The organism is Oribacterium asaccharolyticum ACB7, from assembly GCF_000238075.1.
GTDB classification, from domain to species: domain Bacteria; phylum Bacillota; class Clostridia; order Lachnospirales; family Lachnospiraceae; genus Oribacterium; species Oribacterium asaccharolyticum.
The window spans coordinates 72007-92917 of record NZ_JH414504.1 but is presented as its reverse complement, the minus strand read 5'-3'; the positions used below and the strand labels follow the sequence as shown (position 1 = coordinate 92917).

At 43.6% G+C, this 20911-nt stretch carries 17 protein-coding genes; 1 reads left to right on the top strand and 16 read right to left on the bottom strand.

The features are described 5' to 3' along the window. Window positions 1-47: 47 nt before the first annotated feature. The 11 genes from thrC to HMPREF9624_RS00300 all read right to left on the bottom strand — a co-directional run bounded on the left by thrC (window position 48) and on the right by HMPREF9624_RS00300 (window position 13138). Complete coding sequence (gene thrC / locus HMPREF9624_RS00350; RefSeq protein WP_009536014.1) at window positions 48-1526, bottom strand: threonine synthase; 1479 nt, start codon at window positions 1524-1526, stop codon at window positions 48-50. A 102-nt stretch (window positions 1527-1628) separates the two neighbouring features. Beyond that, window positions 1629-2342, bottom strand: a complete 714-nt coding sequence (locus tag HMPREF9624_RS00345) for an ABC transporter permease (protein ID WP_009536013.1) — start codon at window positions 2340-2342, stop codon at window positions 1629-1631. After that, a complete protein-coding gene (locus HMPREF9624_RS00340; protein WP_009536012.1) occupies window positions 2335-3276 on the bottom strand; it encodes an ABC transporter ATP-binding protein in 942 nt (313 codons plus the stop codon). The genes HMPREF9624_RS00345 and HMPREF9624_RS00340 overlap by 8 nt, the downstream gene beginning before the upstream one ends. Continuing rightward, window positions 3273-5645: a hypothetical protein gene (locus tag HMPREF9624_RS00335; protein WP_009536011.1), complete on the bottom strand. Its 2373-nt coding sequence runs from the start codon at window positions 5643-5645 to the stop codon at window positions 3273-3275. Before HMPREF9624_RS00335 ends, HMPREF9624_RS00340 begins: the two co-directional genes overlap by 4 nt. Next, a complete protein-coding gene (locus HMPREF9624_RS00330) occupies window positions 5626-6915 on the bottom strand; it encodes a sensor histidine kinase (protein WP_009536010.1) in 1290 nt (429 codons plus the stop codon). Before HMPREF9624_RS00330 ends, HMPREF9624_RS00335 begins: the two co-directional genes overlap by 20 nt. Window positions 6916-6926: 11 nt before the next feature. Then, a complete protein-coding gene (locus HMPREF9624_RS00325; protein ID WP_009428225.1) occupies window positions 6927-7628 on the bottom strand; it encodes a response regulator transcription factor in 702 nt (233 codons plus the stop codon). 87 nt (window positions 7629-7715) lie between these two features. Next, a complete protein-coding gene (locus HMPREF9624_RS00320; protein ID WP_009536009.1) occupies window positions 7716-8864 on the bottom strand; it encodes a bifunctional chorismate mutase/prephenate dehydratase in 1149 nt (382 codons plus the stop codon). Window positions 8865-8882: 18 nt separating this feature from the next. Then, window positions 8883-9644 (bottom strand): lysophospholipid acyltransferase family protein, encoded by a 762-nt coding sequence (locus tag HMPREF9624_RS00315; RefSeq protein ID WP_009536008.1) that lies wholly within the window; start codon window positions 9642-9644, stop codon window positions 8883-8885. A gap of 9 nt (window positions 9645-9653) precedes the next feature. Next, the gene (locus HMPREF9624_RS00310) at window positions 9654-10421 is read right to left on the bottom strand and encodes an ABC transporter permease (RefSeq protein ID WP_050801548.1); all 768 of its coding nucleotides are present in this window, start codon (window positions 10419-10421) and stop codon (window positions 9654-9656) included. Window positions 10422-10630: 209 nt separating this feature from the next. Next, the gene (locus HMPREF9624_RS00305; protein ID WP_009536006.1) at window positions 10631-11668 is read right to left on the bottom strand and encodes a glycosyltransferase family 2 protein; all 1038 of its coding nucleotides are present in this window, start codon (window positions 11666-11668) and stop codon (window positions 10631-10633) included. 204 nt (window positions 11669-11872) lie between these two features. Then, the gene (locus HMPREF9624_RS00300) at window positions 11873-13138 is read right to left on the bottom strand and encodes a lipopolysaccharide biosynthesis protein (protein WP_036594495.1); all 1266 of its coding nucleotides are present in this window, start codon (window positions 13136-13138) and stop codon (window positions 11873-11875) included. A gap of 278 nt (window positions 13139-13416) precedes the next feature. Here HMPREF9624_RS00300 and HMPREF9624_RS00295 point away from each other — a divergent pair, with 278 nt between their 5' ends. After that, window positions 13417-14430 carry a glycosyltransferase family 2 protein gene (locus tag HMPREF9624_RS00295; RefSeq protein ID WP_009536003.1) on the top strand — a complete coding sequence of 338 codons (1014 nt, stop codon included), beginning with the start codon at window positions 13417-13419 and terminating at the stop codon, window positions 14428-14430. A 156-nt stretch (window positions 14431-14586) separates the two neighbouring features. Here the strand turns inward: HMPREF9624_RS00295 and leuA are convergent, their stop codons facing one another. From leuA to rfbA, 5 genes are all read right to left on the bottom strand, one after another. After that, a complete protein-coding gene (gene leuA, locus HMPREF9624_RS00290) occupies window positions 14587-16254 on the bottom strand; it encodes a 2-isopropylmalate synthase (RefSeq protein ID WP_009536002.1) in 1668 nt (555 codons plus the stop codon). Between the two features lie 122 nt (window positions 16255-16376). Continuing rightward, on the bottom strand, window positions 16377-17729 hold the full coding sequence (gene glmM / locus HMPREF9624_RS00285) for a phosphoglucosamine mutase (RefSeq protein WP_009536001.1): 1353 nt from the start codon (window positions 17727-17729) through the stop codon (window positions 16377-16379). A gap of 287 nt (window positions 17730-18016) precedes the next feature. After that, the gene (gene rfbD / locus HMPREF9624_RS00280) at window positions 18017-18943 is read right to left on the bottom strand and encodes a dTDP-4-dehydrorhamnose reductase (protein WP_009536000.1); all 927 of its coding nucleotides are present in this window, start codon (window positions 18941-18943) and stop codon (window positions 18017-18019) included. 1 nt (window position 18944) lies between these two features. Beyond that, window positions 18945-19967: a dTDP-glucose 4,6-dehydratase gene (gene rfbB / locus HMPREF9624_RS00275; protein WP_009535999.1), complete on the bottom strand. Its 1023-nt coding sequence runs from the start codon at window positions 19965-19967 to the stop codon at window positions 18945-18947. A 47-nt stretch (window positions 19968-20014) separates the two neighbouring features. Next, on the bottom strand, window positions 20015-20893 hold the full coding sequence (gene rfbA / locus HMPREF9624_RS00270) for a glucose-1-phosphate thymidylyltransferase RfbA (protein WP_009535998.1): 879 nt from the start codon (window positions 20891-20893) through the stop codon (window positions 20015-20017). Window positions 20894-20911 lie beyond the last annotated feature (18 nt).

Here is a 20911-nt window from a genome sequence, read left to right as displayed (position 1 = left end):
CTCCTTTATCTTTCCAATACGGAGTGAGTGTAGCACAATTTTGATTCTTAGGAAAGTAAGAAATGTGAAATCGTCAGCTTCATATCCTTCACCATACAAACCGTATTGTGTCTGACTTCCCCTTCCATAACTTCTAACACTGCATCCGGAATTTTCTCTCCCGAAAGTTCAGAAACGGCACGAATAGCGGAGAATACATCTTCCGGAACCGGCTCCTTCAAAGCCTTCAGCACGGTCTGAGCGAATTTATAGGGACTTGCCGTAGAAACAATAAGCGTTTTCCCCTGTTTTCCTCTTTTATAGCTATAATTGTCCGCCACAAACTTTGCAACTGCCGTATGCGGATCCAAGATATAAGCGCAATCTTTAAAACACTGAAAAATAGTTACACTGGCTTCGCCATCCCTTGCCGAACCGCTGTAAAACTCTCCATCCAGCTTCTGTTCAATATTTTCGGAAACCTGATACCTGCCTCTTTCCCGTAAGTCCTCCATGTAGGAAGCAACATCCTTTTCATCCGCATGAACCGTATAAAGCAGTCTCTCCAAATTGGAAGAAATCAAAATATCCATAGAAGGAGAACTTGTCACATGGAACGGGCGATTCTTATCATATACTCCGGTATGGAAAAAGTCTGTCAGAACCCGATTTTCATTGGACGCACAAATCAATGTTCCAAGCGGAAGCCCCATCTTCTTTGCAAAATAAGCCGCTAAAATATTCCCGAAATTCCCCGTCGGAACGGAAATGGCGAGCTCCTCTCCGGAAGAAAGCTCTCCACGCTTTAAGAGTTGCCCGTAAGCATAGACATAGTACACAATCTGCGGGACCAAACGTCCAATATTAATCGAGTTTGCAGAAGACAAACGATAGCCCTGTTTTAAAAGCTCCGCCTTATACTCTTCATCTGCAAAAATCTGCTTAACACCGCTTTGCGCATCATCAAAATTCCCTAAAATAGCAGCCACATGCGTATTTTTTCCTCTTTGCACCTTCATTTGCTGCTCCTGGAAACTGGAAACACCGTCTTTCGGGTAAAATACGATAATTTCCGTATTTTCCACATCGGAGAAGCCCTCCAGCGCAGCCTTACCGGTATCTCCGGAGGTTGCTGTTAAAATCACAATTTTTTCCCGAATATCATTTTTTTGTGTACTGACCTTCAAAAGATAAGGCAGGATAGAAAGCGCCATATCTTTAAATGCCAGCGTTCTTCCATGGAAAAGTTCCAGATAATAGTACTCCCCCTTCTTTACCACCGGAGCAATCTCTTCCGTATCAAATTTTGTATCATAGGCACTACTTATACAGTATCGAAGCTCCTCCTCGGTAAAATCGGTAAAATACAACTTCATAATCTCATAGGCCAGGTCCTGATAACTCAACTCCGAAAGTTCTCTAACAGACAAGGGAAGAGAGGGGATCTCACTTGGAACAAACAGTCCTCCGTCTTTCGCAAGTCCCTTTACAATAGCCAAGGAGGGACTCACTCCTCTTTCTCCGCCTCTGGTAGATTGATAATTCATTCTTCTCTCCTTTACTCTAAACTTCCCTTATATAGCAGGGTTTCTGTCTTCCCCTTCTTTTCATTTTGAAAAAAGAATAGCTTAATTCATTCCCTTTGTAAACTATAGATTTCTTCCGTTATAGCGCTTGTCCAAAGTTTTTCTCCCTATGGTGAGGCAGAGCAGACTCAACAAGCCCAAAAGAATGAAAGAAAGGATGGTCGCATAAATGAAATAACTGTTCTTTTGCAGACTGAAAAGCCCGTAAAAAAGCAATCCATACAGCAAAAAACTGATTCCGTAAGCAAAAATCGTTGCATATACACTGTTTTTTGCCAGGCCGCTGCAGGCAATGCCCAACGAACTTAAAAAGACACAGGATATCCCGTATCCGAGAAAATACAGGCATAAATAATAATTCGACACACCTCCGTAAATAAATACGGTTGCCAGAAAAGGTAAGGTGGACAAAAGCAGCGTTCCCAAAGTACTTAACTCGGAAAAGAGCTTCCCGAAAATGATGCTTCTACTGTCCAAATCCGTTTCCAAAAGAAGTTCCAGCATATGTTCTTCCTCTTCTGTGCTCAAACTGGATACGGTAATCGCTGGGGCTAAGAGCAAAAGAAAAAGAAAAAGCCCTGCTGCCACCAAATAATAAATCTGCAGAAAACCGGCATACCGAATCTCGCCGGTTTGCAATCCGTTTAAAGAGATATAGTAGAGATTTGCAATAAACAAAATCAGTAAAACCAGATTGGTAAAAGAAATCAGCATCGGCATAAACAGACTTCGATCGGAAAGCATATTATCTTTCGTCCAAATCGGATTTTCATTCATATGAAAACAGGCTCCTTTCTCCCTTATCTTCCTTTCCGAGGATATTTTCCATATTGCCCGCCTCCCTGTAGAAGGAATGCAATAAAATGCCGGCATCCACTATCTTTTTCAGGAGCTCCGCCTCTTCCCTGGCATCCCCTTTAAATTGAATATGAATCTCATTTTCCATAAGGCTGATCGACTTCACCCGATGATCTTCCTTTAAGAGACTCAGTAAAGCTGTACGCTTTCCCTCTACCTGAATCACAATCGGATTTTGAGCACTGATTTCCTGAAATATTCTGGATACCGCCCCTTTTCTGATTACCCTTCCTTGATGCAAAAAGCTAAGATGTGTACAGAGGTCCGAAAAGTCTCCCAGTGCCGAACCGGTCAAAAATACCGTCCTTCCGTCCTCGGCATAGTCCAAAAGAATTTCCTTGATTTCCGCTACGGTCCGTAGATCCAAAGACATCATCGGATCGTCCAAAACCAGAATCTTCGGCTCGTGTAACATGGCACGCACAATGGATAGTTTCTGCATCACGGCACGCGGAAGGACCTCCATAGGACTATTCTCCCAGGAACGAATTCCCGCAAGTTCCAAGAGCATATGAATCCTTCCCCTTATTTTACTTTCCTCCAGATGATAGCAGGATGCAAAAAAATGTAAAAATTCAAAAACAGTCATTTTAGGATAAGAGCCCATGACCTGCGGAACATATCCCAAGCGTCTTTTTAATCGTCTGACGCCGGTACCCGCTTTCATATCATCCACCAGAATCTCTCCGGAATCCAAAGCCAAAAGCCCCGTAAGAAGCTTACATACCGTAGTTTTCCCTGAGTCGGAGAGTCCCAAAAGTCCAAAAACCTGTCCCGTTTCCACTTCCAGTGAGAAATCTTCCAAAACAAGGTAGTTTCCGAAGCTCTTCTTTACATTTGTAAATCGAATCATTCGCTCCCCTCCCTTGCGCTGACGGTTATCATGGGAAGCAATTGTCTGATTTCAGGAGATGCCGTTGACTCTTTGGCAACAAAGCGAAGTTTCAATTCATTTTTTTCTGTCAAATATTTCTTTAGTCGATCTCCGCTTAAAACTCCCTCCTTTCTTCCTATACTGTCGTAACCTCCCGTGCTGTTGTTATAAATCGCCATATCTCCCTGAAAATTCGCTAACAGGCTATTCCCGGAAATGTCCATGATTTCAAAGGAAATTCCGCTGATTTGCTCCTCTTCCCCCAAATTATAACGGATTTCCAAAGGGATCATGGGATTCATGGTATTGGTTGCCATATCAAACTCTCCACTATCAACAGAAGGATCTCTCGAAAGTGCGCTATACTCTATAATACCGTCTTTCTCCCTACTAAGCTCAAGGGACGCATTCACAATGCTGAAACCGTATTTTTCAAAATTCTTCCTGTCTATTTTTTTGTCCCCTTCTCCGTTTTCTGTAAAGCTGACTCCGTCTTCTCTTGCTAAAGCATAAAAACGTGCATCCGGAAAATAAGAATGAATCTGCTCCGACAAAATAAAACGAATAAAGTTTTTGCTGTTTCCGGTAAAAAGGGCATTACTCAGATAATCAAAATCTCCCACCGGCATAGGCATGGATTCGGCAATGCTGACATCAATGGACTGTCCCTTTTCCAGTTTCCCCAGCTTGATTACCCTTCCATACAAGAGAATAAAAGCATCGGAAAGAACATAGTTCGTATTATTTATAATTTTACCGGACAACTCTCCCGAAAAATAACTTACTTTCCCTTCGATTTGTCCGATATCATTCGGTATCTTTTTGTTCAAAAGGAAATAGTGCGGACTGAACGCGCTACCTTTATGAATGACAATAGCAGACTTGTCTCTCTCCTGTAAAACTTCCGTACGAGTCACTCCCGAATCCTTCACCAAGCCGCTTAAGTCCCCTGTATAATCCACGCCTTTCAAGATAGGATTTACGGTATACTCAGGCTGAATCTCCATGGAGAAGTTACGCTCTTTCGGGGAGCGGAAGTTGATATAATTTTCCTCATCCACACTGTCTTTCGTCAGTTGCAGTAACTTTACATAAGAAATAAAGCTGTCGTTAATCCGGGTTCCCATTCCAAGCACCCAAATAAACAGCACCATAAAAAGAGAAATTAGGGCAATGCTCGGTCTATAGACACGAAGTGAATTTTGAGAACGCAGAAAAAAATACAGTCCGGGCCCCACTACGATAAGGTAGAGTAGCAGAATACAAAAATACAGCGGAATGGAGGGAAGCTTAGATAAATCCGAAAGGTTCATCAATTCTTCCAAGTCCCAGTACTGTTTCAGGCTTCTTTCCGATGCGGAAATAGAAAGTGTATTTAAACGATTCTGGCCATAGATTTCCAGAAAAAGCTTTCCTACATAATCACTATCTTCCGTAGCGTAACGCTCCAATTTTAATACATCATAGCCCAGCACGGCCAAAAGTCCGTTCCCCATCGGATAAACCGAAAGATAGGCTTTTCCCTCTGAAAAGGCTCCTTCTCTTCCTCCTTTTAAATAAACCGGAGAAGCCAGCAAGGATTCCCCCTCTTCCTCTCCGCCTTCATTTTCCTTGGCGAGAAAAAGGGTTCGCTCTTGAAAATCCAGAGGTGTTTCCAAATAGGATGAAAAATCTTCGGAAAGCGTCTGCATGCCGTTTTCCGACAAAGAAAACAAAAGCACTCCGCCATGCTCAACATAATGCTTTAAACTGTCTCGTTGCTGTTTATCCAAATTAAAAAGATCAAAATCACGAATCAGAAGTAAGTCCAGGAGATAAAGGTCCGTTTCCTCCTTGGGAAAGCTGTCTCCGGTAAAGCTGATTACTCTGGTTTTTAGAAGTCCTTCGTTGACTCTGGCATTCTGTAAAAAGCTGATGGTATCTCCGTTTTGCGACAGGGAGCCAATCAGAAGCTCCGCATCCGACCCGGAAATATCCAATCCCACACGTCTATAGGCAATTTGTTCGGAAGAAAGGTTCTCTACCGTTAAGAGCAGCTGATTCACCCCCGTGGGTAACATAAAGCTTTTCTCAATTTCTTTTACGCTTTTCCCCTCCACTACGAGCGGAAAAGAGAACTCCACAATATGCTTTCCCGATTCAGCGAGAATCATCTTTAAACTTCCGGAAAAGGTGCTTTCCTCCGCATTTTCAACCGTAATCTGCAAGGGCAGACTCCGTCCCGCTTTTGCGGTATTTTGAATCCCGTATTGCAGACTTAAATTCAGATTCTCACTATAGCTTTTTATCGAAAAAAGAAAAAACAAACAAAAAAAGATAAATAGAAAACTACGATTTTTCAAAAGCATCTTCCTCTCTTCCGCCTCTTTTTTTCTTCCGCTTTCGCTTGTCCTGTAAAACTTTGGAATAGCCCTTTTCCATTCCTCCTTGTCCTTCAGACGCCTTTTTCTTCTCTTTGTCTTCCGGATTCTTTCCCCCCTCAAAGGGGACCTTTTCATCCCGATACTCGAGTGGCAGGGTAACAATAAACCGCGTACCGGAAAGGTCTGACTTCGCTTCCACATAGCCATGATGCATTTCCGCAATATTCTTTACAATTGCCAGCCCGAGTCCCGTTCCGCCGGTACTAAGGGAACGAGAGGACTCCACACGGTAAAATTTATCAAAAAGCAAGGGCAGTTCTTTTTCCGGAATGATGTAGCCGAAATTCAAGACCGTAACCCGTACAAATTGCTTTTCTTTTCTAAGTCGAAGCTTGATCATCTTTCCTTCGGCACCGTACTTGATGGCATTACTGATTAAATTGTCAAACAAACGGAAAAGAAGATCCCCGTCTCCATCAATGTACAGCGACTTTACATTGGAGCTGAAATCACAGCTCAAATCATTTTTTTCAAAATTCGGATAGTTTTCCTCCAAGAGCTGAGAGAGAAGCTGTACCAAGTCCAAGGTAATGAGCTTCATATTCATTTTTCCATAGGATAGTTTGGTAAAGCCAAAAAGCTCTTCGATTAACTTTTGTAAGCGAAGAGCCTTATTGTAAACAATTTCCAGGTAATGCGCTTTCATCTCGTCATTCGCGGATTGATTGTTTTTGATTAAATCAAGATATCCCAAAATAGAAGTCAGCGGGGTTCGCAAATCATGCGCAATATTGGTAATTAAATCCGTCTTCGACTGCTCATTACTCTTTTCCATTTCAATATGACGCGAAAGTTCTTCTTCCATCATACGAATGCTCTCCGCAATATGGGCTATTTCTCCCTCTCCGGAAATGGAAATGTCCGTATTGAAATCTCCCGCGGAAATCTGCTTTACCGCCTGCGCCAAAGTTTCAATATCTCTTGCCGTCTTCCTTTGCAGAAAAAGAAAGCAGAGCGTAAAAATAACGATGCCCAAAAGTACAAAAAGCAGGATGCTTACCACACTGGCAAAAGCAAAGCTCTGTACCATGGGATGATCATTTCCCATTTGATAAAGATAGCTGGTATAGGAACTGATGTTAAAAACCAGAAAACATTCCACTACACCCGCAAAAATAGCAGACATTCCCACATGGAGAAGAACCTGCATCATATACCCTCTACCGAAATGGTGAGGTGCTCTTTCCTGATTCACCTCACACACTCCTATTTCTCAATCTTATAGCCTACGCCCCAAACCGTAGTAATAATCTTATCTTCCCTCTGGTCTTCCTTCATCTTTCCGCGAAGCCTCCGGATATGCACCATAACGGTATTGTTGGCTTCATAGACCTTCTCGTTCCATACCTTTTCAAAGATTTCATCCGTAGAGAAAACCTTACCGGGGTGAGAAGCCAAGAGGAAAAGAATATCAAATTCAATCGGTGTCAATTTAATTTCTTCCTCATCAATAATCACCTTATGGTTATCCTTATTGATATGCATATTCCGAATATTGATTTCGTTATTGATATAGTTCGTGCCGGCATTCGGATTCAGTTGTGTATAGCGGCGAAGCTGAGACTTGACTCTTGCCGTAAGCTCCAGGGGATTAAACGGCTTTGTAACATAATCGTCCGCACCGCCGGTAAGACCGACAATCTTATCCAAATCCTCGGACTTCGCAGATAACATAATCACCGGAATATTGGAGCTTTCCCGGATCTTTCTGCACATTTCAAGACCACTCATTCCCGGCATCATGACATCCAGAAGAACCAGATGAATCTCTTCCTCCGAAAGAATTTTCAACCCCTCTTCCGCATTATAAGCTTTAAAAACCTTATAGCCGTCAGAAACCAAATAGATTTCTACCAGCTCGGCAATCTCTTTTTCATCATCAACAACCAATATATTAATCTGTGGCATAAGAGTCCTCCTCGTCTGTCTGACTTTCTATGGATCGCTTCAGTTTACCTAATTTTTGACTGAAATGGCAAGTCTTTCCCGTTTAATTCACGAATTCTTTACTTTACAGGGTAAGTAATTCCCCAGTATCCTGAATTGTACTCCCTCTTCTTTCAACGCACTTAAGGCATTTTCCATCTCCGGCTCGGAAAGATTTCCGCTTACATCCACAAAGAAAAGGTAGGAAAAGGCTTTGTCTCCCACAGGTCTGCTTTGAATCATACTGAGAGACAAACCGTTCCAGGTGAAATCCCCCAGCACATGATAAAGACTTCCCGCCTGATTCGCCGCCCAGAGAATCATCGTCAATTTATCGGCATCCTTCGTGTAAATCTTCTCTTTTCCTATCAGGAAAAATCGGGTGGTATTTTCTTTACTGCTCACTCCGTCTTGCAGGATTCGAAGACCATAATACTCTGCTGCCGGTCTGCTGCATAAGACGGCGGCGTACTCCTCTTTTGTCTCTGCAAGTTTCTTTGCGGCAATCGCCGTATTCAAGTCCGCTATTTTTTCCATAAAAGGATATTCTTTGAAAAATTCCCTGCACTGGGCAAGGGCCTGTGGGTGAGAGTAGACCTTCCTGATTTCTTCCGTCCTGTAGTCCCCGGCGCTGCAAAGACAATGCGAAACGGGGTAATTAATTTCTTTTAATACGGAAAGCTCTTCATAGCGACTTAAAAGGTCATAGTTGTCCTGCACCATGCCATAGGTGGAATTGTCCATGGGGAGGATTCCGTAATCCGCCTTTCCTGATTGGACAGCCTCCAACACGTCCTGAAAATGCTCTACAAATTCTATGGAATCCTCTTGGAAAAATACTCTTCCGGCAAGATAAGAATAAGACCATTTCACGCCCTGTGCGGCTAATTTTTTCCCCGAAAAAGAAAGTTCCCCGACTTCCCGAAAGGAAAAATCCGACTTGTGTCCAATTTCGGAAAGGTATTGAAGCTGTCTTCTTCTGGAAAGAGTCATTAAGCCCCGGAACAGTTCTCTGGCCGGCGTTTTTAATAGCGGATCTCCTACCATATCCGAAATACTGTTTAATTTTTCTTCCTCTCTTTTTCCGTCGAAGACTGCCTTTCCCGTCTTTGCCTTATCTTTAGCAACTTCTATGGAAAGATCCATTCTTTTCTGAAAAAGTTGAACGATTTCCCGGTCGATCGTATCCAGTTCCTTCCGAATCTCTTCCAGTCCCATTGATTCCTCCATATCCCCTTATTGCTCGTTACTTTCCAGCTCTTTCCGCTCTATCTCTTTCAAATCCCGGATCATGGAAAGAACTTGCTCTTCCGCATATTTGTCGATGTGCGTTTTCTCTTCCTCGGATAGCGCTGAAAGAAGAATAGGCTCCCCGAATCGCACATAAACCTTCGTGCTTTTCAGAAGCGGAAATTGCTCTTCGAAAATCTTTCTGGTATTAATCATGGCTACGGGAATAATTTTACAGCCGGTTTTCTCGGCAAGCTTAAAGGATCCCTTCTTAAAGGGAAGCATATCCTCTTCACTCTCTCCCTTTGTCCTTGTCCCCTCAGGATAAATCCAAAAGGAGATTCCGCGTTTTATTTCCTGAATCGCTTCAATAATCACCTTCAAATTCTGCTTCAGATTATCCCTGTCCAGGAAAAGACAGTGAAGCTCTTCCATCCAAAGTTTCAAGTTCGGGATCCTCGTTAAGTCATCCTTGGAAATAAAACCGGTCACATTGTTTAAAAGGCTGTAACCGACGACAATATCAAAGTAGGAACGATGATTTCCTACAAAAAGCACGGCCTCGTCCTTTGGAATATTTTCCAAGCCTTCGGCATGGACTTCCACCTTGCATATCTTTAAAATGGCCTTCAGCCTTCCCTGCACGATAGAAAGGCACTCCAGGTCTCTTTCTCTCGTCCTCTCCTTTTTTCGGATAAAAAGTAAACGAAGACTTCCCAGCCCTAAAAATCCAAAGAGCAAAAGTCCCACTCGAATAAGCGCTATCATGATTTCCTCCTATAAAACATCTGAAAAGTGAGGGCGCAGCTTTCGGAAGAACCGCAATCCCACGAATAAAAGAAAGAGCGTTACCAGCCAAAAATAAAGAGTCAGTCCCGGCCTTTCAAAGAAATAATTTCCCGTAATCATCGAATCACGATACCCCGCCACAATATAGTAAAAAGGATTGATTTTAAAGAATATCTTTAGCCAGGGCGCCTTATTGGTAAAAAGAAGCTCATCGTACATAATCGGCACCATCCAGATACCGAACTGCAATACAATTGCCACAATCTGCTGCATATCCTTAAAAAACACGGAAATCGCGGAAGTAAAGTAACTGAGCCCCAGGCCAAACATTGCTGCAGCAAAAGAATAATAGAGAACCTGTAGCCAAGTCAGCTGCAGCATTTTTCCGCTGAAGAGATAAAATAAAAACATCACCAGAAGGAAGAAGCCATGCACCAGAGTACAGCTTAAAAGCTTAATCACGGGTAAAAGCTCTATCGGAAAAACCACCTTTTTTACCAGATAATGGTACTCCTGCAGAATTCCCGTGTTCATATTCATCACTTCGGAGAAGAAAAACCAGGGAACGATACCCGGAATCAGCCAAAGAGTATAGCTTACATTCGGAACCGGCGGACTGGACTTAAAGCCGTAGGGGCCGAAGATAAAGGCGTATATCGCAATAGTCACGAGTGGCTGAATCAGCATCCAAACCACGCCAAAGTAGGAGCCCACAAAGCGCTTTTTAAAGTCGGCTCTTGCCAGGTCTAAAATCATCTTTCGCTTTCGTTTTATTTCTTTTAAGAGACTAATCAAATCTTATCCTTTCCGGTTCACGGATAGAGTGCCTATCTTCTTCGCCCTCTATCGTTCTCTATCGCCTTTTATCGCCTTCCATCACCTTTTATCGTATTATCTTTATCGTATTATCTTTTATCGTATTCTACCGTCCTCTATCGTCTTCGTCTTCCATCACTCTCCGTAACTTACGACTTCTCTTCCTTTTTTTCAAAATACTGAGGATTTAAAGTAATGGCATTTCTTAAAATTCGCGGCAGTACCGGATATTTCTTTCCTGCCTTATAGCCGAGAAAACGTGCTCCCGTCCTGAAAAAGAGAGGAACAAGAAGAAGGGCCTTCCCCTCGGAAACAAGCGTTTTTGCATTTTGCCTGAACATCTTCATCCCTTCCTTCTCAGGCGGCACAAGAGAAAAAATCTCCGGAAAATCCCTATGAGACACCCCCAGGTCAAAGTTTCTTCTAAACTGCTGTCCTGCCGAGTAATGATGAGAATGGTAAACCCTTGCCAAAGGATTATAAGCGACCTTATACCCTGCCTTTTCCGCCCTTGCCGCAAAAATCATATCCTCGTTAAAGATGGTAGGCGATTGGAAGCCTTGAAGTTCCCGAAACACCGCTTTTTTATACATACAGCAGACATTGGAAGCAAAAAAACACTTAATACCGAGTCTTTTCACATCCTCTATTCCCTTTATTTCCACTTTATCCCCATAGTTAAAGCTTCTGGAGAGCACTTCATCAAAGGAACTGTCCTTCGTACAAAGCTGTCTTGCGTATACCTCGGCGATACGATTGTCCCAAGAAAAAGCCGTAAGCAGTTCTTTTGTGAGCTTTTTATCCGCCGGCACCGCATCATCGGTCATCGATAAAAAATACTCCGCATCGGAAAAGGAGGCCGCGAGATTTCTCGCATAGGCATGATCAAAGTCCTCTCTTTTTATGTGATGGAGCGAGACTTCCACTTTCCTTCCTTCTAAAAGCTCTTTTGGGAAATATCGTTCCTCGGTATTCACAATAATGATCTTTGCCGGAGGGAACTCCTGCTCTTCCAACGCCGAAAGCAGGGCACGAAATTTCTCTCCCGGCTTATAGGTCGGAATCAAGACATCAAAAGAGGGGAGCGTTTCTCTCCCTCCCTGCCGCCTTTCGTTCTCCTTCTCTCTTCTATTTTCTTCTCTAAGGACAGCCTCTTCCGGACTGTCCTGCCTAAAACAATCTGTCATCCGCCTACACTATTCCAATTCCCTATTGCATAACAATGCAAAATCTATATTCAAAATGCAAGTTCAGTGTCCTTTCTGAGTAGGACACTCTCTCAACTATTAAGGCCCTATCTGACTTGATAAAAAATCAATGAGCCTATTTTACCATGCCTAAGCCGGAATGAAAAGAAAGACTCCACTTTCTACCCCTACAGACTCCACTTTCTAGCCCTTTCCTGTTTTTTCAGAGAGGAAGAAAAAAAGGAAGAGAAAGAGCATCATCCCCGCAAATTGCAATGAACCGAAGAAAAATCCTCCGCTCTCAAGCATATAATCCGCTGTGAGAAAAGAGAGAACGGAAGCGATAAGATAGCCTGCAAAAATCTTCTTCTGCCTTCTCTTTGTCACAAGAAGATAGTACTCAAGATTCGCAAGGGCATAGAAACAGCCTCCCAAAATGAGGAGGCAGAAAGAAAAGCGCTCTGCCGTCATTTTCCCGTAAAAAGTCTCTCCGAGAAGTCTCTCCAGAATCCAAAGTGCAAGAGGAGAGAGAAGTACCGCTAAGATAAGAAGAACAAAGGAAAGCAGGAGTACCTTCTTCATAAGACTGCCTTCTTCTTTCCTGAAATCCCCGGTCTTTCCTTCCTGCCAAAGCGCGGCGAGTCTCGGAAGAGCCGGCCGAATGATGAAATTTGCCAGCAGATAGATGAAATTACTGGGCATAAAGAGGAGGTTGTAAATCCCGGAAAACGAGGAACCCATTACCGCATCTACGGCATACTTGGAGGACGAAAACACATAGAAGTCCAAAAAAACCGAAATAAAGAGAAAAAAGCTCTCCATAATGAGTCTCTTTCCCGCTTCAAAGCTAAAACGCCTCTCCTCTCCTATCGCAACAGTTTTCTTTAGCGGAGAAAGACAGAAGAAATAAAAGCAAAAAAGCTGGCAAAGATTCATAAGAATCACGCCGAGAAACAGATTTTTTGTGAGTAGCAGTGTAATGAGTAGAAGAACTACGGCAAAGAGAGTTCTGAAGAAGAGAGACTGTCCTGTCTTGTAAAGCTTTCCTCTTCTTTGCAGTTCCGACTCATAAACATCTACGTAGCCGTCTAAGATTTTGTACAGGCAAAGAAAAAACAGGATAGCACTCTTCTCTGCCGTATAATTCCCCTCCAGATACTGATAAAGAAGAAAGAGTAAAGCAATGAAAACGGAAAGTGCTGTGCTTAGGTTCCGAAATCCCAGATATTCCCGAAAGGAAAATTCTCCCCGCATATCCGTAATATGAAAAGGACGAATGCCGAAATAAGCCAGAATAAAAAACTGCTGTCCCAGGGTGGAATAGCCGAATCCGAAGATGCCTCCCTCCTTTTCCCCGAGAAGACGCAGAACAAAAAAAGCCAAAATCATGGAAGCAAGCGCATACATCATGCTCCCGAGCGCATTCCAAAGTACATCATTTTCCATAAAGGAAATCCGCTTTTGTTCCATGAATTTCTATTGTTCCTTTCCTCACCGTAAAGATTGTTCAATTTTATAGTAAGCGCAGGAAAATGTAAATGCCGGAAAAATTGGAAGCATCTTACAAATAGGTAATAAGGAGATGTAAAAAGGATGGGAAAAAGGATGGGAAAAAGTGGAGAAGCATTGACCGGAGTAATCCGAAATGTCGACTGGCACTTTTCTCCGATTTGTGATAAGGTTTTTTACGTTTAATGCGCTTTTGATTTCTTAAGATAAAATAGCAATCTATCGAGGTATTTGAAGATATGAAAACAGTAGTGATTATCCCCAATTACAACGGAAAGCATTTTCTGGAAAAGTGTATGCAGGCGTTAGAACGGCAAAGCACGAAAGACTTTTCTATTCTCTTTGTGGACAATGCGTCTTCGGATGGAAGTATCCCCGTAATAAAAGAATACATCGAAAAGGAGCCCGAGCGAATTTTCCTTTTGGAAAACAAAGAAAACTACGGCTTTGCCAAGGCTGTAAACCAAGGTATTCTATATGCGAAGGAGCATGGAGCGGACTATGCCCTTCTTTTAAACAACGACACCGAGGTGGACCCCCGTTTCGTGGAAAATCTTGTCCGTTTTATGGCGGAAAAAGAAGCGAAGGGAGAGAAGGTTTTTGCCCTTTCTTCCAAGATGATAAAAATGCATGACGAGAGGCTCATGGACGATGCCGGTGACGAGCTTTGTCTCCTCGGCTTTCCCTTTCAGAGAGGCTTGGAAGACCGCGTAGAAAACTGGAACAAGACGGAAAAGGTTTTCTCCGCCTGTGCGGGAGCTGCACTCTACTCTATCTCCGCACTGGATAAGACCGGGCTTTTTGATGAAAAGCACTTCGCCTATCTGGAAGATGTCGATATCTCCTTTCGCGCGCAGCTTTACGGCTACAGCATTTACTACTGCCCGAGTGCAATCTGTAAGCATGTAGGCTCCGGTACCAGCGGCGGAAAATATAGTGACTTTAAAGTAGAGCTTTCCGCAAGAAATTCTATCTTCCTCTTATATAAGAACTTTCCGTTTCTCCTAAAAATCGTAAACTTTCTCCCCTTCCTTCTTGGCTTTTTGATTAAGGCTCTCTACTTCCAAAAAAAGGGCTACGGAAAAGCCTATAGAAGGGGGATTATGCGCGGTCTTAAAGAGAGAAAAGGCATGAAAAAAGCAGATTTCCGAGGAATCCCCTTCACGCGATATATCGCCTTGGAGTGGAGACTCCTGAAAAACTGCTTTGTATACCTTTCTGAACGAAACAGACGGAGACAAGTAAGAGTTTAAGAAAATCATATAAGCAAAACATCTGTAAGGCTTTAAACAGGTAGTAATGGGATTCAAAGCTCATTGCTCAGTCAGGCGAAGCTAGCGAGAACGTGCCACCGTTTGAAGCCTTACAAATATTTAATAGATATTTTACTGTATCTCACAAAAGCTCTTTTAATAGTACAGTCTGTTTATTGCACTGAACAGGGCACGGACGGAGGAACGGGTAATGTTAGAGGAAATTCCCACGCCGTAAGTCATCTTTCCGGACGCTTTATCCTGTAAATGGATGTAAGAAACCGCCTTCGCGGAGGATGCGGAGCTCAAAGCATGCTCACTGTAGTCAATAACCTCAAACTCCTTTTTCAGTTCTTTCTGTAAGGCGTTCGCCACCGCATCAATCGGTCCTGATCCGCTTGCGGAGATTTCTTTCAATATTCCCTTATTTTCAAAGCTTAACTGCACAAAGCTGACATAGTGCTCTTTCTCATTTTCCATGTCCATGGAACGAAGGTTTTTAAAAAGAAGCGGTTCCTTCGCCTCTACATATTCCGCTAAGAAAACCTCCAAAATCCGTTCGGGGCTAACCTCCCCTTCTTTTTCGGAAATGCTCTGGATATAGTCCGCAAACTCTCTCTGCATCCCCTTCGGAAGCTTATAGCCGTACTGGAAATCCAAAATAAAGGCCACACCGCCCTTACCGGACTGGGAGTTGATACGGACAACCGGCTCATATTCTCTTCCGATATCCGCCGGATCAATCGGAAGATAAGGTACTTCCCAGATTAGAGACTTTCTCTCCTTCATGGCCTGAAGCCCCTTATTAATCGCATCCTGATGAGAACCGGAGAATGCGGTAAAAACCAATTTCCCCGCATAAGGATGTCTCTCCGGGATATGCATCTTCGTGCAACGCTCGTAGACCTCTTGAATCTCCCGAATATTTTCCAGATTCAGCTTGGGGTCGATGCCGTGGGAGAAAAGGTTATAAGCCAGGGTTAAAATATCGACATTTCCGGTTCTTTCTCCATTTCCAAAAAGGGTTCCCTCGACTCTTTGTGCTCCGGCAAGAAGGGCCAGCTCTGCGGAGGCAATGCCCTCTCCTCTATCATTATGGGGATGCACGGAAAGAATCACATGCTCCCTTTCCTTCATATTTTTGGACATAAACTCAATCTGATCCGCATAGACATTGGGGCTATGCATCTCTACGGTATTAGGCAGGTTAATGATAATCTCCCTTCCCGCCTTAGTACCCCAGGCGGAAATCACCGCATTACAGATTTCCAAAGCATAATCCATCTCCGTTCCGGTAAAGCTTTCCGGAGAATACTCCAGACGAAGCTCTCCGGAAAAATCCTTCTCGTGACGCTTCACCATCTCTACAGCGGAAAGGGCAATGGCGGTAATCTCCTCTCTGGACTTTCCGAAAACCACATCTCTTTGCAATACGGAGGTAGAATTATAAATATGGACAATGGCCTTCTTTACTCCTTGAAGAGCCTGGAAGCTTCTTTCCAAAAGTTCTTCTCTACACTGTACCAAAACCTGAACCGTAACATCATCCGGAATCAGATTCTTCTCCACCAAAGTCCGTAAATAATCAAATTCTATCTGGGAGGCGGCAGGAAAGCCTACTTCAATCTCCTTAAAACCAAGCTTGCAAAGAAGCTGGAAAAATTCCACCTTTTCTTCTACGGTCATGGGATCCACAAGGGCCTGGTTTCCATCCCTTAAATCCACAGAACACCAAATCGGTGCTTTAGTGATTTCCTGATCCATCCAAGTTCTTTCCGGATAACGGAAAATCGGAAATTTTCTGTAACGTTTTACCTGATCCATTCTTACCTCCTATTGTATTTTTCCACTACTACTCTTACTTACTTCTTATTTTGAGTCTACCCTGTACTGCCAAACAAGCTTTTCCAGGCTCTGCAGGACTTCCTTTTACTCTATCAATAAACTTAGGAAAGGACTAGTCCTGCCTTTTTCATAACAGCTATAACTTCCTCTACATACTTCTCACAAAGCTCTTCCTTGGAGGCCTCCACCATGACACGAATCAAAGGCTCTGTTCCGGAAGCACGGAGGAGAATTCTTCCATCCTCTCCCAGGCTTTCCTCCACCTTCTTCACTGCCTCCTGTACGGTTTCATTCTGCTCCACCAAAAGCTTATCCTTCACCCGTACATTCTTTAAAACCTGTGGAAAGCGCTGATAGTCTGCCAAAGCTTCCTTCAGGCTCTTCTTTTCCTCTAAAAGCACTTCCATCAGCTTAATACTGGTAAGAATTCCATCTCCGGTAGTGGCATGTCTCATAAAGATGATGTGTCCGGACTGCTCTCCTCCCAGAGAATAACCGTTTTCTGCCATATTCTCATAGACATAACGGTCCCCTACCTTGGTCTTTTCATAAGAAAGTCCTACCGCATCCAAAGCCTTGTAAAGACCAAAATTGGACATAATGGTGGTAACAATCTTATTGTCCTTTAACTGTCCCTTATCCCGCATATTCTTTCCGCAAAGATAGAGAATCTGATCTCCATCCACCAATTCTCCGTCACTGTCTACGCAGAGGCAACGATCCGCATCACCGTCATAGGCAAAGCCGATTTCACAATCACTGTTCCTTACGTAATTCTGTAAGGCTTCCATGTGGGTGGAACCGCAGTTCTCATTAATGTTATAGCCGTTGGGATTGTTGGAAAGCACATGGGTATCCGCCCCCAGAGCATCAAACACCGCCTTGGCGCAGGAGGATGCGGAACCGTTGGCACAGTCCAAAGCAATCTTCTTTCCCTTAAAGGAACGGGTAGCCAAGGAAATCAGATAGCCGATATAGCGGTTTCTTCCTGCGGCAAAATCCACGGTTCTTCCAATCTTATCCCCGGTAGCTAAAGGAACTTCCTTGGTTTCTCCATCCAGATAGGCTTCAATTTCCGCAATAAAATCATCGGAAACCTTTTCTCCATTTTCATTGATGACCTTAAGACCGTTGTCATAGAAAGGATTATGGGAGGCGGAAATCATGACTCCGCAGGAAAAATCTTCGGAACGAACAATATAGCTTACGGAAGGCGTGGTGGTGACATGCATCAGATACGCGTCAGCCCCTGCAGCGGTAATTCCTGCAGAAAGTGCATACTCAAACATATAGCTGGAGCGTCTGGTATCCTTACCGATGACAATACGGCACTCCTTTGTGCCTTTGTTCGAAAAATAATAGGCCAAGAACTTTCCCACCTTAAAGGCGTCATCCGCCGTCAAATCCACGTTAGCCTCTCCACGATAACCGTCTGTTCCAAAATATTTTCCCATCTTTTCCCTCCTGCCTCTGTTTTCACACAGAACTTTTATCCACATCATTCCAGTAGCGAGCCGCCAAGCATTTTGAACAGACTCGATTCTTTCTAAAATACTTTCTAAAATAAAAAGCCTCTCTTTTTTATAACTCCATTTTGTGTCGCTTTTATGTCTTTCTTTCCGATAAACTTTTCCCATAAAAAAATTCGGGATTTCTCCCGAATCTCTTTATAATGCAATTTTTCTCCCGGGATAGCTGTTTCTTCAAAGTCTTAGCTTAGCAAAACACCGCTATGCCATCTCTAGCATCCTTCTTCCGTGGCTAAGGCCTTTAAATAACGAGATAAAGCATCCTTCCAATCGGGAAGCGGTGTAAAGCCCTGCTCCTTAAGCTTTGTCTTATCCAGTCGAGAGTTCTTCGGACGCCTTGCCTTACTCAGTCCGTATTCTTCGGTGCTGACCGGAAGGACTTTCGTGCTTAAGCCTGCCTGTCTATAGATTTCCTTTGTAAAATCATACCAGGAAATATACTCTCCTTCATTGGTTGCGTGATAGTTGCCATACTTTTCCGTGCAAATCATGTCCACCAAAAGTTCCGCTAAATCCAGAGTATAAGTCGGATTCCCGATCTGGTCGTTCACTACGCGGACTTCCTCATGGCTTTTTCCGACATTCAACATTGTCTTAATAAAATTCTTTCCGTTCAAGCCGAAAACCCAGGCAATCCGAATAATGAAGTATTTTTCTAAAACTTCCCGAATCCTTTCCTCGCCCATAAGCTTCGTCTTTCCGTAGACATTGATGGGATTAAAATCTTTCTCATCCGGCTTCCAGGGCTCTGTTCCTTCTCCTGAAAAAACATAATCCGTGGAAAGGTAGAGCATTTTTCCGTCTCGTTCCTTCATGATCTTGGCAAGCAATCCCGGAACTTCACCGTTTATTTTCTCCACAATAGCCCGATTTTCAATATCCTCCGCAGCATCCACTGCCGTCCAAGCCGCACAGTGAATCATCGCGTCGATTTCCAGCTCGGAAATCACCTTTCTCGTCTTTTCCTCATCACAGAGGTCCAGACCGATATAAGGCATCGTGCAGGCGGGACTGCCGTCCTCCACCCCGCAGTAGTTCTCCTTGATATCCGATCCAATTGCGGATATTCCTCTTCGATATAGCGTATTCATCACATCATGGCCGAGCTGTCCGTTTACACCGGTGACAAAAATCTTCATTTTATCCCTCTTCTCCGTACTGCTTCTTATAATACTCCTGATACTCTCCGGAAATGATATGTTCCCACCAGTCCTTATTCTTCAGGTACCAGTCAATCGTTACGGGAATTCCTGTATCAAAGGTATACTCCGGTTTCCAACCTAGTTCCGTCTCAAGCTTCGTCGGATCAATGGCGTAACGCATATCATGACCGGGTCTGTCCGTCACATACGTAATCAAAGATTCAGGCTTATTGAGTGCCTTTAAAATGGTTTTTACCACTTCGAGATTCGTTCTCTCGTTGTGTCCGCCCACGTTGTAAACTTCTCCAACCTTTCCCTTTCTTACGATAAGGTCGATTGCCTTACAATGATCCGTCACATAGAGCCAGTCACGAACATTTTCTCCCTTACCGTAAACCGGAATGCTTTCGTCATTTAAGGCTCTGGAAATCACAAGCGGAATCAGCTTCTCCGGGAAATGATAGGGACCGTAGTTGTTCGAGCAACGGGAAATGGTAACCGGAAGCCCGAAGGTTCTGTGATACGCCAAAACAAAGAGGTCTGCACTTCCCTTGGAAGAAGAATAAGGAGAAGAAGTCTTAATAGGATAGTTCTCATTGAAGAAGAGATCTGTTCTGTCAAGCGGTAAATCTCCGTAAACCTCATCCGTAGAAACCTGATGATAACGCTCGATACCGAACTCTCTGCAAGCATCCATAAGGCAAACGGTGCCTAATACATTCGTGCGCAGGAAAAGCTCCGGATCCTTTAAGGAGCGGTCCACATGGGATTCCGCAGCAAAGTTAATCACTCTGTCCGGCTTTTCCGTACGAAATAAGTCAAAGATAAATTCTCTATCCGCAATGTCCCCCTTTACAAACTTGTAGTTCTTCTTTCCTTCCAGGGGCTTAAGCGTTTCCAGATTTCCTGCATAAGTCAGCTTATCCAGGCAGATCCACTCTTCCTCCGGATAGGCATTGACAACAAAATGCATAAAGTTTCCGCCGATAAATCCGGCTCCGCCGGTCACGATTGTTTTCATCTTTCCTCCTTAGATTCACGCTATTATTCTTCCGTAAATCAATTTCTTTATTCTATGTATTTTCCGTCTAAAACGTCCTTAAGATATTTACCGTACTCATTTTTCTTATAAAGCTCGTAAGCCTCCAATACCTTTTCTCTGCTGATCCAGCCGTTCTTATAGGCTATCTCTTCGAGGCAGGCAATTTTTCTGTGCTCGTGGGTTTCCACGGTGTAAACGAAATTGGTCGCATCCACAAGAGACTCCTGCGTTCCGGTATCTAACCAGGTGAAACCCTTCCCGAGAAGAGCCACATCCAGTTCTCCATTTTCCAGATAAATGCGGTTTAAGTCGGTAATTTCCAGTTCTCCTCTCTTAGAGGGCTTTAAATTCTTCGCATAGTCCACTACACGGTTATCATAGAAATACAGGCCTGTCACGCAATAGTTCGACTTCGGCTTCTCCGGTTTTTCCTCAATAGAGATAGCCTTTCCGCTCCCGTCAAACTCCACGATACCGAAACGCTCCGGATCGTCCACATAGTAACCGAAAACGGTCGCACCGCTTTCCTTCGCCACCGCCTTCTTCAGAATCTCCTTAAAGCCGTATCCGGAGAAGATATTGTCTCCCAAAATCATGGCTACCTTATCATTTCCGATGAATTCCTCTCCAATAATAAAAGCCTGCGCCAATCCGTCCGGACTTTCCTGTACGGCATAATCCAGGTTCATACCAAGGGAAGAACCGTCCCCGAGAAGCTCCTTAAAACGCGGCGTATCCACCGGTGTGGAAATAATCAAAACATCCCGAATTCCGGCATCCATCAGCACGGAAAGCGGATAATAAATCATGGGTTTATCATAAATCGGTAGAAGTTGCTTGGAAGTCACTCTGGTTAATGGATAGAGTCTGGTTCCCGAACCTCCTGCAAGAATAATTCCTTTCATCATTTCCCCCTTTTTAAG

Coding starts and splice junctions, on each gene's coding strand:
- HMPREF9624_RS00305 (WP_009536006.1), bottom strand. CDS start 11,668: ATGACAGATTGTTTTAGGCAGGACAGTCCGGAAGAGGCTGTCCTTAGA.
- HMPREF9624_RS00310 (WP_050801548.1), bottom strand. CDS start 10,421: ATGATTTTAGACCTGGCAAGAGCCGACTTTAAAAAGCGCTTTGTGGGC.
- HMPREF9624_RS00335 (WP_009536011.1), bottom strand. CDS start 5,645: ATGCTTTTGAAAAATCGTAGTTTTCTATTTATCTTTTTTTGTTTGTTT.
- thrC (WP_009536014.1), bottom strand. CDS start 1,526: ATGAATTATCAATCTACCAGAGGCGGAGAAAGAGGAGTGAGTCCCTCC.
- glmM (WP_009536001.1), bottom strand. CDS start 17,729: ATGGGAAAATATTTTGGAACAGACGGTTATCGTGGAGAGGCTAACGTG.
- leuA (WP_009536002.1), bottom strand. CDS start 16,254: ATGGATCAGGTAAAACGTTACAGAAAATTTCCGATTTTCCGTTATCCG.
- HMPREF9624_RS00315 (WP_009536008.1), bottom strand. CDS start 9,644: ATGATAGCGCTTATTCGAGTGGGACTTTTGCTCTTTGGATTTTTAGGG.
- HMPREF9624_RS00325 (WP_009428225.1), bottom strand. CDS start 7,628: ATGCCACAGATTAATATATTGGTTGTTGATGATGAAAAAGAGATTGCC.
- rfbA (WP_009535998.1), bottom strand. CDS start 20,893: ATGAAAGGAATTATTCTTGCAGGAGGTTCGGGAACCAGACTCTATCCA.
- HMPREF9624_RS00320 (WP_009536009.1), bottom strand. CDS start 8,864: ATGGGACTGGAAGAGATTCGGAAGGAACTGGATACGATCGACCGGGAA.
- HMPREF9624_RS00345 (WP_009536013.1), bottom strand. CDS start 2,342: ATGAATGAAAATCCGATTTGGACGAAAGATAATATGCTTTCCGATCGA.
- rfbB (WP_009535999.1), bottom strand. CDS start 19,967: ATGAAAACAATCGTGACCGGCGGAGCCGGATTTATCGGCGGAAACTTT.
- rfbD (WP_009536000.1), bottom strand. CDS start 18,943: ATGAAGATTTTTGTCACCGGTGTAAACGGACAGCTCGGCCATGATGTG.
- HMPREF9624_RS00340 (WP_009536012.1), bottom strand. CDS start 3,276: ATGATTCGATTTACAAATGTAAAGAAGAGCTTCGGAAACTACCTTGTT.
- HMPREF9624_RS00295 (WP_009536003.1), top strand. CDS start 13,417: ATGAAAACAGTAGTGATTATCCCCAATTACAACGGAAAGCATTTTCTG.
- HMPREF9624_RS00300 (WP_036594495.1), bottom strand. CDS start 13,138: ATGGAACAAAAGCGGATTTCCTTTATGGAAAATGATGTACTTTGGAAT.